9 protein-coding genes are annotated in these 16,096 nt (G+C 66.6%); 5 read left to right on the plus strand and 4 right to left on the minus strand.

Annotated elements, in window-relative coordinates:
• Positions 1 to 86: 86 nt before the first annotated feature.
• Positions 87 to 2,222, minus strand: coding sequence for an ATP-binding protein (locus HNS34_RS03945; RefSeq protein ID WP_172318242.1), 2,136 nt, complete (start codon positions 2,220 to 2,222; stop codon positions 87 to 89).
• A gap of 262 nt (positions 2,223 to 2,484) precedes the next feature.
• Between HNS34_RS03945 and HNS34_RS03950 the strand changes: the two genes are divergently transcribed.
• The 5 genes from HNS34_RS03950 to HNS34_RS03970 all read left to right on the plus strand — a co-directional run bounded on the left by HNS34_RS03950 (position 2,485) and on the right by HNS34_RS03970 (position 11,854).
• Positions 2,485 to 7,902 carry an alpha-2-macroglobulin family protein gene (locus tag HNS34_RS03950; RefSeq protein WP_172318244.1) on the plus strand — a complete coding sequence of 1,806 codons (5,418 nt, stop codon included), beginning with the start codon at positions 2,485 to 2,487 and terminating at the stop codon, positions 7,900 to 7,902.
• Complete coding sequence (gene pbpC / locus HNS34_RS03955) at positions 7,902 to 9,944, plus strand: penicillin-binding protein 1C (RefSeq protein WP_172318246.1); 2,043 nt, start codon at positions 7,902 to 7,904, stop codon at positions 9,942 to 9,944. The genes HNS34_RS03950 and pbpC overlap by 1 nt, the downstream gene beginning before the upstream one ends.
• A 281-nt stretch (positions 9,945 to 10,225) precedes the next feature.
• Positions 10,226 to 10,528, plus strand: coding sequence for a hypothetical protein (locus HNS34_RS03960; protein WP_172318248.1), 303 nt, complete (start codon positions 10,226 to 10,228; stop codon positions 10,526 to 10,528).
• A gap of 306 nt (positions 10,529 to 10,834) precedes the next feature.
• On the plus strand, positions 10,835 to 11,143 hold the full coding sequence (locus tag HNS34_RS03965; RefSeq protein WP_172318250.1) for a hypothetical protein: 309 nt from the start codon (positions 10,835 to 10,837) through the stop codon (positions 11,141 to 11,143).
• Between the two features lie 396 nt (positions 11,144 to 11,539).
• Entirely contained in the window at positions 11,540 to 11,854 is a 315-nt protein-coding gene (locus HNS34_RS03970; RefSeq protein ID WP_172318252.1) for a hypothetical protein, read from the plus strand.
• A 120-nt stretch (positions 11,855 to 11,974) separates the two neighbouring features.
• Here HNS34_RS03970 and HNS34_RS03975 read toward each other — a convergent pair whose 3' ends face one another.
• From HNS34_RS03975 to HNS34_RS03985, 3 genes are all read right to left on the minus strand, one after another.
• Positions 11,975 to 13,150, minus strand: a complete 1,176-nt coding sequence (locus tag HNS34_RS03975; protein WP_172318254.1) for an acetyl-CoA C-acyltransferase family protein — start codon at positions 13,148 to 13,150, stop codon at positions 11,975 to 11,977.
• 92 nt (positions 13,151 to 13,242) lie between these two features.
• Positions 13,243 to 14,838 (minus strand): phosphoglycerate dehydrogenase, encoded by a 1,596-nt coding sequence (serA, locus tag HNS34_RS03980; RefSeq protein ID WP_172318256.1) that lies wholly within the window; start codon positions 14,836 to 14,838, stop codon positions 13,243 to 13,245.
• Between the two features lie 90 nt (positions 14,839 to 14,928).
• The gene (locus HNS34_RS03985) at positions 14,929 to 16,095 is read right to left on the minus strand and encodes a phosphoserine transaminase (protein ID WP_172318258.1); all 1,167 of its coding nucleotides are present in this window, start codon (positions 16,093 to 16,095) and stop codon (positions 14,929 to 14,931) included.
• Position 16,096: the final 1 nt, after the last annotated feature.

Below are 16,096 nucleotides of genomic sequence, written 5' to 3' on the forward strand. Positions count from 1 at the left end.
ATACGCATTCACGCAACGCCCTCTAACCTCTTGATGACGCATGTCCGAGAAGCTCAAAACCGGTTCCCACTTTTGAGCGACATGCTCTAACCCTCGGGCAGGACCGGCAGCACGGTGTCAGGGGCAAGGGCGGTGATCTTCTCGATGATCAGCGGTTTCTTGAGCGGCTTGGTCAGGTAGTGGTCGATCCCGGCCTCGAAGATCCGCGACTCGTCGCCATCCATCGCGTGGGCGGTCATGGCGACGATGGGCACGCGGGGCAGGCCGGTTTCCGCTTCATGGGCGCGGATGAGGCGGGCGGCCTCCAGCCCGTCCATCTCGGGCATGGAGATGTCGGTGAAGATCAGATCGGGCGGCGCGGATTTGTAGGCGGCCAGCGCCTCGGCCCCGTTACCCGTCATTTCCATCTCCAGGGTCAGCGGTTTGATCATCTTGGCGAACACAAGCTGGTTGGTCTTGTTGTCCTCGGCCGCCAATAACCGCAGCTTGCGCGGGGCGGGCGTCTGTTCGGGGATGATGAGGTCGGGCGGCGGTGCCTCCTCCTCCTCCGCCTCGCAGGCCGCGATCAGGGCCGCGCGCAGATCGGCAAGCGAAAGGCCCGCGAATATCCCGTCACAGCCCGAATCCCTGCAGCAGCGCGTCACCGGCCCGTCATGCCCCGCGGCGCGCAAGGCCGACAGCGTGGCCTTATCCCCCGCGCAAAGCAGCGCCAGGTCCACTGGCCCCTTCAGGCGCGCCGGGTCCACCACGGTCTGCACCTCGGCGCGCAGTTTCAGAAGCTGGCGTTCAAGAACCGCGCGGCTAGGCAGTTCCGGGCCGATCACGGCGATCCGCTTCAACCCCTCGGGCAGCGGCGGCACCGGCCTTGTGTCATCACCCTCGGCGCGGGCAAGCCGCAGCAGGAACCCGAAGGTGGACCCCTCGCCCGGCACCGAATCGAGCCACATCTTGCCGCCCATCAGCCGGATCAGCTTGGCCGAGATCGCCAGACCCAGCCCGGTGCCCTCATATTTGCGGTTGGCCTGATCCTCGACCTGGTTGAATTCGCCGAAGACATGCGCCTGTTTTTCCTGCGGTATGCCGATCCCGGTATCCTCGACCGCGATGCGCAGGGCGATCTGGCCATCTTCGCCCTCCTCCCCCAGCACGCGCACAGTGACGCGGCCTTTCTCGGTGAATTTCACCGCGTTGCCGATCAGGTTGGTCAGCACCTGCCGGACCCGCCCCCGGTCGCCGATTAGCTTTTCGGGCAGGAAGATGTCGTAATCGACGATCAATTCCAGATCGCGGCCCTGGATGGTGGGTTTGAGCAGGCGGAAGATCTCGTGAATCATCCCTTCAAGGTCGAACGCCTCCTCATGCAGCACCAGCTTGTCGGCCTCGATCTTGGAGTAATCCAGCACGTCGTTGATGATGACCAGCAGCGCCTCACCCGAGTTCTTGATCGTATCGGCATACATCCGCTGTTCTTCGTCCAGTTCGGTATCGCGCAGCAGGTCGGCCATGCCGACGACGCCGTTCATCGGCGTGCGGATCTCATGGCTCATATTCGCAAGGAAAGCCGATTTCGCCCGGTTCGCCGATTGCGCCAGGTCGCGGGCTTCGCGCAGTTCCTGCTCGCGCTCGATATCGGCGGTGATGTTGAGGGCGAGGCTGACCATGTCACCCTCGGGCGAGCGCTTGTCGACCAGCTTGACATAGCCGCCATTCCAGAGCCTGAGCGTGCGGGGCGGGATCGGGTCCTGTTCCCAGCGCCCGATCATGTCGTCGATCCAGTCATCGGGATCGGTGCCCTCGACGTCGATGATGCCTTCGTCCACCGCGATGCGCAGGATCGCCTCATAGCTGGCGCCGGGGCCGATTTCGGCAATCCCGTCAAAGACCTGGATAAAGGCGTCATTGGCCGCCACCAGCCGCCAGTCGCGGTCATAGATGGCAAAGCCGTCCTCGATGATGGCCAGCGAATCCCAGAGCCGCCGTTCGGCCCGCTGCGCGTGTTCGGTGGCCACCTCAAGATCGGCGCGCACCTTGGTGGTCTGGCCCACCAGTGCCGCGTTTTCCTGGCGCTGTTCGATGACCTGGTCCGACATCGCGTCGGCATGGGCGGCGAGGCGCCTGTTGGCCGAAAACAGCTCCTCCGATTTCTGCGCCAGGAGGCGTTCGGCGGCCAGCCGCGCGCGGCGTTCCTTCGCCAAACGGTCCTCCATTCCGGCAGGCGTCATCGGGCCCCTCTTGTCTCGCGCAGCGTCATCCGCCCGTAAACTGCAGTGAATTTTATTGAGATCGGATTAACGCCGCGGCCTTTCCGTGGACAGACCCCGACCCGGCATGCGATGCTGAGACAAAGATTTTTGATATAGAGCGTTTCAGGTTCTCATTGGATCAGGGATCGGTTTTCGCATTCAGCCCTGAAAGGGATGAGGCAGGGAGAACCGATGCAATCGGAACCTGAAACGATCTCGCTTTTTTGAGCAGGAGGATGCGATGCGAGGGTTTCTGGCCGCGATAATCTGTCTTTTCATCTCGGGCGCGGCACTGGCGCAGCAGGCCCCGGTGGCCGAGCGATTCTATTCGCTGGCGCGCGGCGTGGACTATCCGGGCGGCGATCTGGGGCCGATCTTCGACACCAGTTTCGCGGCCTGCACCGCCGCCTGCCTGAACGACCCCGATTGCGTCGGCGCCACCTTCAACAGGGCCAGAAACGCCTGTTTCCCGAAATCCGAGATCGGGGCAAGCGAGCCTTTCGACCTGGTCGATTCGATCACCGTGCGGCAGACCGCGCCGGGGGTGCTGGACCGGCTGCCTGCCCGCGTCGCGGCGCTCGATTTCCTGTCGGAAACCGACCTGAGCCGCGCCCGCCAGCAGGCGGGTGGCCTCGCGCAGGACCACCCGGCAGAGCACTGGACCGCACGGCAATTGCTGGACGCGGCGCGCGATCAGCGCGTGGCGGGCGATCTGCGGCAGGCGATGCGCTTTACCGGCGCGGCGATCACGCTGACGGATGATCCGAACCATTGGGCCGATTACGCCCGCCTCGCGCTGGCCGTCGATACGCCCGCCAGCCGCGAGCGCCGCAACCTCGACCAGACCGCCCTGCGCGCGGCGACAAATGCCGTGCTGCGCGCGGAAGGTGGCCCGCAACTTGCCCTGACGCTGGCCGTGCTGGCCGAGGCGCTGGAAGCGAATGACAGGGGCCGCGACATGATCCCGGCGCTGCGGCTGGCGCTGGAGAACGCCGATATGGCGGCACTGGAGGAGGCGCTGGACCGGGCCGTGCGGCTCTATGGCTTCCGGGTGGTCTCCACCGAGGTCGAAAGCGACGCCGAGGCGCCGCGGATTTGCGCCGTGTTCTCGGAAGACCTGTCGGAAAGCGCCGATATGGGCGCGTTCCTGCAAACCACCACGTCCGGCCTGTCGGTGCAGGCCGAGGGGCGGCAGTTCTGCATCACGGGCGTTGAGCATGGGGCCCGCTACGAGGTGACGCTGCGCGCGGGCCTGCCCGCCGCCTCGGGCGAGACCCTGCGCCACCCCGCCGCCCTTGCGCTTTATGTCCGCGACCGCACCCCTGGCGTCCGCTTTCCGGGGCGTGCCTATGTGCTGCCGCGCGCGGCAAACGGGGCCTTGCCCATCGTCACGGTGAACACCGACGCGGTGGACCTGTCATTGCACGCGATCACCGACCGCAACGTCCTTCGCAGCTTGCAGGAGGATTATTTCGGCCGCCCCCTGAATGAATGGGAGATCGACCGCTTCACCACCGAACTGGCCGAGACCGTCTGGACCGGCACGGGCGACGTCACCATGCGCCTCAACGAGGATGTCACCACCAGCCTGCCGATGGGCGAGGTTCTGGCGGGGCTGGAGCCCGGTCTCTACGCGCTTGAGGCAAGGATTCCGGGCCCGGTGACGCGCGACCAGCCGCCCGCGACGCAATGGTTCCTGGTCTCGGACCTGGGGATTTCGGCAATGACGGGCGAGGATGGCGTGCATGTGATCCTGCGCGCGCTGTCCGATACCTCGGCGCTGGCGGGCACGCCGGTGCAACTGATCTCCGGCTCCAACCGCATCCTGGCGACGTTGCAGACCGACACGCAGGGCTACGTGCATTTCCCCCCTGACCTGGCCGCCGGACGGGGTTCGACCGCGCCCGCGATGGTGGCGGTGGATACCGGGCAGGATTTCGCCTTTCTGTCGCTGACCGAGGCCGAGTTCGACCTCTCCGACCGGGGCGTCGAGGGCCGTGCGCCCGCGCCTGCCATCGACGTGTTCCTGACCACCGAACGCGGGGCCTACCGCGCGGGCGAGACCATCCACGCCACCGCGCTGGCCCGCGATGGGCGGGCCGGGGCGATCACCGGCCTGCCGCTGACCGCGATCCTGACGCGCGCCGACGGGGTGGAGTATGCCCGGACCCTGCTGGAGGAGGCGGGCGCGGGCGGTTACGTCTGGGCCATGCCGCTTGGCGGCAACGTCCCGCGCGGCACCTGGCGGCTGGATGTCCATGCCGATGTGGATGCCGCGCCCTTGGCGACGCAGACCCTGCTGGTCGAGGATTTCCTGCCCGAACGCATCGACGTGGCGCTTGGCCTGCCGGACGGCCCGCTGCCCGCCGATGCCAGCCCGGTGCTGGAGGTGCAGGCCGATTACCTCTTTGGTGCGCCCGCCTCCGATCTGCCCATCGAGGGCGAGATCGTGATCCGTCCCACCGCCACGCTGGAAGCCCATCCCGGCTACAGCTTCGGGCGGCATGACGACAGGCCCGGTGCGCAGTTCACCTCTCTGCCTTCGGGCGCGCGCACGGATCAGACCGGGGCCGCCGCGCTGCCCCTCGACCTGCCGGAGATCACCGGCGCGCCGCATCCGCGCAACCTGACCGTCACCGCGCGCGTCAGCGAAGGCTCGGGCCGCCCGGTGGAACGCCAGATCACCCGCGCGCTGTCCCCCTCCGGCACGCTTCTGGGCCTGCGCCAGATGTTCGACGGCACCCTGCCCGAAGGCACGGAAGCACAGTTCCAGGCCATCGCCGTGGGGGCCGAGGGCGTGCCGGTGCGCTGGACGCTGAACCGGGTCGAGCGGCGCTATCAGTGGTATACGCAGAACGGCAGTTGGTACTGGGAGCCCGTCACCACGCGCACCCGGATCGCGACCGGCGAGGCCGTGGCGGGCAGCACCCCCATCGACATTGCCGCCCCGGTGGACTGGGGCCAGTTCGAACTGCGGATCGAGACGCTGGACGGTCCCTATTCCAGCAGCTCGGTCGGTTTTTCCGCCGGATGGTATGGCACCGGCGACGGGACCGGCACGCCGGACCTGTTGGAAGTCTCGTTGGATGCCGAAAGCTACACGGTCGGCGACACCGCCACCCTGCGCATCGTGCCGCGCAGCGGGGGCACGGCGCTGGTCCGTGTCGTTTCGAACCGGCTGATTGACATGCAGGTGGTCGAGGTCGGCGACGATCCGACCGAGATCGCGCTGGACGTGACCGAAGACTGGGGCGCGGGCGCCTATGTCACCGCGACCCTGCTGCGGCCCCTTGAGGGGCTGGATGCCCGCACCCCTGCCCGCGCGCTTGGACTGGCCCATGCCAGCGTCGCGCCGGGGGATCATGCGCTGGACCTTGTCATGCAGGCCCCCAACACGGCGCAACCGCGCGACAGTTTCGAGGTCGCGCTGGCTGCGCAGAACCTGCAACCCGGCGATACCGTCTACGCCTCCATCGCTGCCGTCGATCTGGGTATCCTCAACCTGACCGGGTTCGAGCCGCCCGATCCGCGCGGGCATTACTTCGGCCAGCGCCGCCTTGGCGTGGCCCTGCGCGACCTCTACGGGCGCATCATCGAGACCGGCGGCGAGCCGGGGCAGGTCCGCTCCGGCGGTGGCTCGGCCCTGGGGATGCGGATGCAGGCACCGCCGCCGACCGAGGCGCTGGTTGCCTTCCAGACCGGCCCGCTGACCGTGGGCGATGACGGCATGATCCGCGCCCGGTTCGATATGCCCGCCTTCAACGGCACCGTGCGCGTGAGCGCGGTGGCGTGGTCGGAAACCGGCGTCGGGCAGGCCACCGCGGATGTGCTGGTGCGCGATCCCGTGGTCGTCACCGCAAGCGTGCCGCGTTTCATGGCCCCCGGCGATTCTGCCCGGCTGCTGCTGGAGGTGACCCATGCCGAGGGCCCGACCGGCGAAATGCCCATCGAGATCGCGGCCTCGGGCGGCCTCAGCCTCGGCACCGGGCTTGCCACCGTGACGCTTGGCGACCAGGAGACCGAGCGCCTGCGCATTCCGCTGCAGGCGGGCGACCGCGAGGGGGTCGAGCAGATTACCGTCACGCTGACCACCCCGAATGGTCAGCGCCTCGCCCGCACGCTGACCCTGCCGGTGCAGGTCAATGACCCGGTGGAATCGGCCACCACGCGTTTCACCCTCGCCCCCGGCGAAAGCTACCGGTTCGATGCCGCCGTGCTGGCGGGCTACCGGCCCGGATCGGGGCAGGCGGTGCTGTCTGCCGGACCGCTGGCGCGTTTCGATGCGCCGGGCCTCTTGGCGATGCTCGACCGCTACCCCTATGGCTGCACCGAGCAACTGACCTCTGCCGCGATGCCGCTGCTCTATATGGCGGATGTGGCCGAGACGCTGGAGCTTGAGACCGCCACCGGCCTTGCCACCCGTATCCAGGACGCCATCGACGCGATCCTGGCCAATCAGGCGGGCAATGGCGGCTTTGGCCTCTGGGGGGCCTATTCCGGCGATCCGTGGCTTGATGCGTACGTGACCGATTTCCTCAGCCGCGCGCGGGCCGAGGGGTTCGAGGTGCCGGACCTCGCCTTCCGCGCCGCCATCGACAACCTGCGCAACCAGGTCGCCACAGCCAGTGACTTCGAGAACGGCGGCGAGGCGATTGCCTATGCGCTGATGGTGCTGGCCCGCGAAGGCGCGGCAGCGATGAGCGATCTGCGCTACTACGCGGATGTGAAGGTGGGCGATTTCGCAACGCCCTTGGCGCTGGGTCAGCTGGGCGCGGCTTTGGCGATGTATGGCGACCAGCCGCGCGCCGATGCGATGTTCCGGGCGGGCTATGCGCTGCTGCGGGGCCAACTCACCCAATCCGAGGAAACCGGTTGGCGCGCCGATTACGGCACGCGGGCGCGCGACGCGACGGGGCTGTTGACCCTCGCCGCCGCCTCGTCCTCGGACGCGATCCCGCTGATGGACCTGGCCCGTGCGCTACCCGCGCCGGGGCGGCATGTCTCGACGCAGGAGGCGGCGTGGTCCCTGATGGCCGCCAATGCGCTCATTGACCAGGCAAGCTGGTCCGGCCTGACGCTGAACGGGGCGGCGGTTGACGGGCTGCTGCTGGAACGCCTTGTTGCCGGAGACCAGACCACGCGAACTGTGACCAATGCGGGCGAACGCGAGGAAACCCTGCTGCTGACCACCTATGGCCAAACGGCGGGCGAGACGCAGGCGGGCGGCAACGGCTACCGCATCGCGCGGCGCTACGTGACGATGGAGGGCACGCCTGCCGATCCGTCTGAGGTCAGCGTCGGCACGCGGCTGGTGGCGTTGATCACAGTCACGCCCTTTGATGACCGCCGCGCACGGCTGATGGTCAGCGATCCGCTGCCCGCGGGTTTCGAGATCGACAACCCGAACCTCCTGCAAGGCGGCGACCTGCCCGCACTGGAGGGGATCCCCGTCAGCAACGCGGCGGAGCATACCGAGTTCCGGCAGGATCGCTTCCTCGCCGCCATCGACGGGGTCAACGGCGAGAGCTTCACGCTGGGCTATATCGTGCGCGCGGTGACACCCGGCCAGTTCCACCACCCCGCCGCCTCGGTCGAGGATATGTATCGCCCGCAGTTCCGGGCGCAGACCGCATCCGGCGCCGTGGTGATCACCGAGTAATGCGCGTCAGGTGGCTAATCGCTCTGGTTGCGGCCCTTTGGCTTGGTGCCCTCGGGCGCGACCGGGCCGATGCCTGGATCGACGCGACGGTGCTGCCGCCCTTGGTGCCCGCCACATCGGTGGAGGTGCTGGACCGAAACGGCACCCTCCTGCGGGCCTACACGGTCGAGGATGGCCGCTGGCGGCTGCCCGTCACGCTGGCCGAGGTGGACCCCGCGTTCATCGAGCTTTTGCTGACCTACGAGGACCGGCGGTTTTACGAACATTCCGGCGTCGATCCCCGCTCGCTTGGCCGCGCCTTTCTGCAGGCCCTGCGCAACGGGCGCATCGTCTCGGGCGGGTCCACCATCACCATGCAGGTCGCGCGCCTGTTGGAGGATAGCGGCACCGGGTCTTGGCGCGGCAAGCTGCGCCAGATGCGGCTGGCGCTGGCGCTGGAACGCCAGCTTTCCAAGGACGAGATCCTCACGCTCTACCTGCATCTCGCACCCTATGGCGGCAATATCGAGGGCATCCGCGCCGCCAGTTTCACCTGGTTCGGGCATGAACCGCAGAATCTGACCACCGCCGAGGCCGCGCTCCTGGTGGCGCTGCCGCAATCGCCCAACTACCGCCGCCCGGATCGCTACCCCGAGACCGCCCTTGCCGCACGGGGCCGCGTGCTGGAGCGCGCGGTCCGCTTCGACATGCTGGAGGAGGACGAGGCCGCCTGGGCAAACCGCGCCCCCCTTCCCGGCACCCGCCATGACTTCCCGCTGCTGGCCCCGCACCTTGCCGACAGGATCATCGCCGAGCGCCCCGCCGCGCAGCATCACCTGACGCTGGACGCCGAGCTGCAGGCCGCGATGGAACGGCTGGCGGTACAGGCCGTGCGCGGCCAATCGGACCAGATGAACGCCGCCATCATGGTGATGGACCATGCGACGGGCGAGGTGCTCGCCTCGGTCGGATCGGCGGGCTATTCCGACAATCCGCTGCAAGGCTTCAACGACATGACACAGGCCCTGCGCTCGCCCGGATCGACGCTGAAACCGCTGATCTACGGGCTCGGTTTCGAGGCCGGTCTGATCCACCCCGAAACCATGATTCAAGATCGCCCGGTGCGCTTCGGCTCCTACGCGCCGCAGAACTTCGACAACCAGTTCCGGGGTGAAATATCCGTGGCCCGCGCGCTGCAATTCTCGCTCAATACCCCCGTGGTCAGCCTGCTGGAGGAGATCGGACCGGCCGAGATGATGAACCGGATGCGCCGCGCGGGCATGCAGCCGGAATTGCCCGCCGGTCAGCCGGGGCTGGCCGTGGCCCTTGGCGGGGTCGGGACGACGATGGAGGATCTGATGCGGCTTTACGGGGCCATCGCCTCGGGCGGCGGATCGGTGCCGCTGCATTACCGGCAAGGCGACCGGGGGGGCGCGCCAGTGCAGGTGCTGTCGCCCGTTGCCGCCTGGTATCTGGGCGATATCCTCTCGGGTGTCGCACCGCCCGCAAACGCGCCGCGCAACGGGCTGGCCTACAAGACCGGCACCAGCTATGGCCATCGCGATGCCTGGGCCTTCGGCTTTGATGGGGCCCATGTGGTGGGGATCTGGCTTGGCCGCGCCGATGGCGCCTCGGTGCCGGGGGCCTTCGGGGCCGACCTTGCCGCGCCGCTGCTGTTCGAAGCCTTCGCCCGCATCGCCCCCAACCTCACGCCTTTGCCACCGCCACCCCCCGGCGCGTTGACCGTCCCGCTGTCCGAGCTTCCCCAACCCCTGCGCCGCTTCGCCCCCCGCGCCGAACCTGTCGCCAACGCTGAGGCCCCGCGCATCGCCTTCCCGCCGGATGGCGCGACACTGGCCCGCCAGTCCGGTCTGCCCTTCCTCGCCCGCGTCGAACGGGGCACGCCGCCCTTCACATGGCTCTGGAACGGCGCGCCCGCGCGGATCGCCAGCCATGACCGGCAGGTCGACCTCGGCAACCCCGATCCCGGCTTCGTCGATCTGACGGTAATAGATGCGCGCGGGCAATCAGCCTCGGTCTTCCTTGAGATCGTGACCCCTTAGAGCATGTCGCTCAAAGGTGGGAACCGGTTTTGAGCTTCTCGGACATGCGTCATCAAGTGGTTAGAGGGCGTTGCGTGAATGCGAATGAACGCGACGAACTCTAGTCCCTGATTTCCGTCGGTGAGATTTGGCAGAGAGCTATGTGCATAGGTGCACTGAAAAGCATGTTCTTTTTAAGTCTTGTGGGGTGGCACACAGAATTTCGATCCTTAAATAGCACTGCATGGACGGCACGAGCCGCCAACACCATACACACCACACTTTCTGAAGGACTTAAGACAATGAAAGCTCTCGCACTCTCCACCGCCCTCGTCGCTGCCCTGGCCGCCCCGGTTCTGGCAAACGCGGCCCCCGCCGCCGAAGCGATCTTCAACGCGGAAGCCGCCTCGTCGCAGGAACTGGTTCTGATCGGCAACAGCGTCGGCAACGCCACCGCCGACGCAATCCTCGCCGCAGAAGCCCGGGCCGATGACGACCTGAACCTCTTCGGTGCAACTGCCGGGTCCGAAGTGATCTCGACCCAGAGCTTCGACACCAATGCCGTCGCCGCCCGCATCTTCGCAGCCGAGGCCGCGTCCAACTAAGCGGACGATCCCGTAAGGCCGGGTTGTCTTTCTCTCCCTGTGGCGACCCGATCCTGACTGACCCCCCCGCCATCCGGCCGGGGGGTTTTTTCGTCCCTCAGCCGCGCCCGGATCACAGCGCCGTAAGCCCCCGTTACCCACCTGCCATTCCGGCAGATGTCGTTGTGCGCAGATGCACTCATCTCACGCCTTTGTCGCGGTCTTGTTGGGTGAAACACGGTAATGGAACGCCTAGATTGGATGTCATGGAAGGCAAAACCCTTCCCCACACATGACACACACTGCACACACCGAAAGGAACACGACATGAAAACCCTGACCCTCACCACCGCCCTGATCGCAACCCTGGCCGCTCCGGCCTTTGCCGCCGCCAATCCCGTTGCCGAGGCGATCTTCGCCGCCGAGCGCGCCTCGCAGCAGGAACTGACCCTGACCGAGCGCAGCAGTGGCGACGCCGGAATGCTGTTCCTGTCCGAAGCCCGGTCCAATGACGAGCTGACCACCGTGCCCGCCGATATCGGCACCGAGGTGATCTCGACCCAGAGCTTCGGCACCAACGCCACCGCCGCCCGCATCTTCGCCGAGCAGCGCGCGATGAGCCTGGAAGACGAATAAGACCCGGACGACAACCGGGCAGGGTCTCCTCCCCCCGTTCTCTCCCTGGCCCTGCCCGGACCACGTCCAACCAGCCCCCTGCCCGAATCGGCAGGGGGCTTTTTTTGTCCTGAAAAGAAGGGAAATGGCGGAGCCGGACGGGCAGACCTCCGCATCCGGAACCTCGCCGATAAACGCGGTGCGACGGGACATAGTTTCACGTCATCACGGCTTTGTAACCGGCTATGACGGTGCCGCCGTTGGGGCAGATCGCGATGTGCATGAACGCACCAATATCACGCGGTTTTCGCGCGTTCGTTGGGTGAAACACAGCAGCGGGAGGCATAGGTTTGATTGTATCGAAGGCAGCGACCTTCACCACGACACACACACACCGCACTCCGAAAGGACTACATTATGAAAACCCTGACCCTGACCACCACCGCCCTCATTGCCGCCCTTGCCGTTCCGACCCTGGCCGCGGCCAACCCCACCGCCCAGGCCATCTTCGAGCGTCAGGCCGCCAACAACATGGAGCTCTACCTGCAAGGTTCCAGCAGCGGCGACGCCAGCGGCATCTTCCAGGCCGAAGCCCGCTCGAGTGACGAGTTTCCCTATCCCGCGGCCGGTCTCGGCACGACGGAAGTGATCTCGACCCAGAGCTACAGCACCAACGCGACCGCCGCGCGCATCTTTGCCCAACAGCGGGCCATGAGCCAGGAAGACGAATAACCCGTCTCTCCCCCCCGATCAGGTCCTGGGCCGCGTCCCCCCGCGGAGCCCCTGACCTGGCTCACGGGACCGCCCCCCAGCCGCAAGGCCGGGGGGCGTTTCTGTTTGTCGGATAGGCTTTCAGATACGCTCGATCGCCAGGGCAATGCCCTGCCCACCGCCGATGCACATGGTGATCAGCGCGCGCTTGCCACCGATCCGCTCAAGCTCATGCAGCGCCTTGATGGTGATGATCGCGCCGGTCGCGCCGACCGGATGGCCCAGCGCAATCGCGCCGCCATTGGGGTTCACCTTGGCCGGGTCCAGCCCCAGCCCCTTGTTCACCGCCAGCGCCTGCGCGGCAAACGCCTCGTTCGATTCGATGACGTCGAAATCCTCGACGCTCAATTCGATCCGCTTGAGCAGCGCCTCGACCGCAGGCACCGGGCCGATACCCATCACCTCGGGGCGCACACCGGCATGGGCATAGCCCAACACACGCGCGCGCGGTTTCAGCCCGGCCTTTTCCGCCGCCTCGGATCGCGCCAGCACAATCGCCGCCGCGCCGTCATTGATGCCCGAGGCATTGCCCGCCGTGACGCGGCCATCCTTCTGGAACACCGGGCGCAGGCCCGCCAGCTGTTCGAGGCTGGTGGCCTTGGGATGTTCATCCGTGTCGAAATCGACCATGTCGCGCTTGACCCGCACCTGCACCGGCGTGATCTGGTCCTTGAACCGGCCTTCGGCAATGGCCTTGGCGGCACGCTCCTGGCTTTCCATCGCGAAAGCGTCCATCGCCTCGCGGCTGATGTCATGTTCTCCCGCGACGTTTTCCGCCGTCACACCCATATGGCCGGTGCCGAACGGGCAGGAGAGCGCGCCAAGCATCATGTCCTGCGCGCCCGCATCGCCCATCTTCTGGCCCCACCGCGCGGCGGGCAGGATATAGGGCGAGCGGCTCATGTTCTCGGCCCCGCCCGCAACGCCGAAATCGGCATCGCCCAGCGCGAGGTTCTGGACCACCGAGACAATCGCCTGCGCGCCGGACCCGCACAGCCGGTTGACGTTCATCGCGGGCGTGCTGTCGGGGATGCCCGCATCCATCGCGGCGACGCGGCTCAGATACATGTCGCGCGGTTCGGTGTTGATGACATGGCCAAAGGCGACATGGCCGATCTGGCCCCCTTCGACGCCCGCACGTTCCAGCGCCGCCCTGGTCGCCGTGCTGGCGAGGTCGATCGGCGGTGTGGCCGCCAGCGATCCGCCGAACGTGCCGATGGCGGTGCGCGCGCCGGACAGGATTACAATATCGTTCATATGTGCCTCCACTGGGATTTGGCGAAACCTTAGGAGGATTCGCCGCGCGTCGCTATCGTCTGATCTGACGCGCGGCGACACGTCACGCGGCGTCAGACACCGGTGAACTCCATCGGCGTGACCTGCATGAACATGCCGGTGGCGCGCAGTTTCTCCAGCACATGCGCGGGCGGCTGTTCATCGAGGTAAAGCAGCGCAATCGCGCCCTCGCCCGCACCGGACCGGCCCAGGGTGAAATTGGCGATGTTGACGCCGTTTTCGCCCATGGTCTGGCCCAGGGTGCCGATGATCCCCGGCATGTCATTATTGGTGGTGTAGAGCATGTGCTCGCCCACCTCGGCGTCGATATTGATGCCCTTGATCTGGATGAAGCGCGGCTTGCCGTCGGAAAACACCGTCCCCGCGATGGAGCGTTGGCGCAGCTCGGTCTTCACCTCCAGCCTTATATAGCCCTCGAAGGCACCGGTCTTGTCCTGCGCGGTGGTCGAGATCTCGATGCCCCGGTCGCGCGCGATGACGGGGGCCGAGACCATGTTCACATCCGGGTTCACCGCTTTCATGATCCCCGCGATCACGCCGCAATTCAGCGCCTCAAGGTTCATGGTGCCGACGACACCGTTATAGGTGATGTGAATCTCCTCGATGGCCTCCTTGGTCAGTTGGCCGACGAAACTGCCCAGATGGCCCGCCAGCTTCAGCCACGGTCCCATGATCCTGGCCTCTGCCGCCGTGACCGACGGCATGTTCAGCGCGTTCTGCACCGCGCCCGTCAGCAGGTAATCCGACATCTGTTCGGCCACCTGCAACGCCACGTTTTCCTGCGCCTCGGTTGTTGCCGCCCCCAGATGCGGGGTGCAGACCACGTTGGGCAGGCCGAAAAGCGGGCTGTCGGTGGCAGGCTCAACCTCGAACACGTCGAAGCCCGCCCCCGCGACATGGCCCGATTTCAGCGCCTCGGCCAAAGCCGCCTCATCGACCAGCCCGCCGCGCGCGCAGTTGATGACACGCACGCCCGGTTTCAGCTTGGCGATGTTCTCGCGGCTGAGGATATTGGCGGTCTGCTCGGTATAGGGCACATGCAGGGTGATGAAATCGGCATGGGCGAACAGCTCCTCCAGCTCGACCTTGCGCACGCCCATCTTCTCGGCCTTCTCCTCGGAGAGGAACGGATCATAGGCCATGACCTTCATCTTGAGGCCCTTGGCCCGGTCGCAGACGATGCCGCCGATATTGCCCGCGCCGATCACGCCAAGCGTCTTGCCGGTCAGTTCGACCCCCATGAAGCGGGATTTCTCCCATTTGCCCTGATGGGTCGAGGCGCTGGCCTCGGGGATTTGCCGCGCCACGGCGAACATCATCGCGATGGCGTGCTCGGCGGTGGTGATCATGTTGCCAAAGGGGGTGTTCATCACGATCACGCCCTGCTTGGAGGCCGCGACCTTGTCGATATTGTCGGTGCCAATCCCGGCACGGCCGATGACTTTCAGATTGGGCGCGGCGGCCAGGATCTTTTCCGTCACCTTGGTGGCCGAACGGATGGCGAGGCCGTCATAGTCGCCGATGCGCGCCAGAAGCGCATCCTTGTCCTTGCCAAGCGCGGGTTCGAAATCCACCTCGATGCCGCGATCGCGGAAGATCTGCACGGCGGTTTCGCTGAGTTTGTCGGATACGAGAACTTTGGGGGCCATGGGTCTGGTCCTTTTTGAATATGGAGGGGTGGCGGGGAAAGCCCCGCCCTACAGGTCATGGGTAGGGCGGGGTTTGACCCCGCCACCCGGTCATGCGTTGGAAATCTCGGCCTCATAGGCCCAGTCGATCCACGGAAGCAACGCCTCGATATCGGCGGTCTCGACCGTCGCGCCGCACCAGATGCGCAGGCCCGCCGGCGCATCCCGGTAGGCCCCGATATCAAGTGCCACGCCCTCCGCCTCCAGCCGCTTCGCAACAGCCTTGGCAAACGCCGCGCCATCCGTGATCCGCTCATCGGTGAACTTGAGGCAGACCGAGGTGTTCGACCGCGTCGCGGGGTCTTCCGCCAGGTTGGCGATCCAGTCGCGGCTGTCGCAGAAATCCCAGATCGCGCGCGCATTGGCATCGGCTCGCGCGCGCAGGCCCTCCAGCCCGCCAACCTCCCGCGCCCAGTTCAGCGCGAAGAGGTAATCCTCGACGCACAGCATCGACGGCGTGTTGATCGTGGCACCCTCGAAAATCCCCTCGATCAGCTTTCCACCCTTGGTCATGCGGAAGATCTTGGGCAGCGGCCAGGCGGGCGTGTAGCTCTCCAGCCGTTCGACCGCGCGGGGGGACAGCACCAGCATCCCATGCGCCGCCTCGCCGCCCATCACCTTCTGCCAGGAGAACGTCGTCACATCCAGCTTGTCCCAGGGCAGATCCTGCGCGAAGGCCGCACTTGTCGCATCGCACAGCGTCAGGCCCTCGCGGTCCGCCGGGATCACATCGCCCGAGGGCACGCGCACCCCCGAGGTGGTGCCGTTCCACGTAAAGCACGCGTCCTGATCGTAGTCCAAAGCGGCCATGTCGACGATGCGGCCATAGTCGGCGACATGGGTGCTGGCGTCGATCTTGAGCTGCTTGACCACATCCGTCACCCAGCCCGCGCCGAAGCTTTCCCAGGCCACCATCTGCACCGGGCGTTCCCCCAGCAGCGACCACATCGCCATCTCGAAAGCGCCGGTATCCGAAGCCGGTACGATCCCGATCCGGTAATCGGCGGGAATCCCGAGGATCTCGCGCGTGCCCTCGATCGCGGCGCGCAGCTTCTCCTTGCCGATCGCGGCACGGTGGCTGCGGCCCAAAGGCGCATCGGCCAGGGCGTCGGATGTCCATGTGGGGGGTTTGGCACAGGGGCCGGATGAAAAGCGCGGGTTCGCCGGAACGGCGACAGGTTTGGTGACCGGCCGCGCGGCCGGGATCGTCTTAACCATT

Origin of the sequence: Alterinioella nitratireducens (assembly GCF_013155465.1) — a bacterium.
Taxonomy (GTDB): domain Bacteria; phylum Pseudomonadota; class Alphaproteobacteria; order Rhodobacterales; family Rhodobacteraceae; genus Alterinioella; species Alterinioella nitratireducens.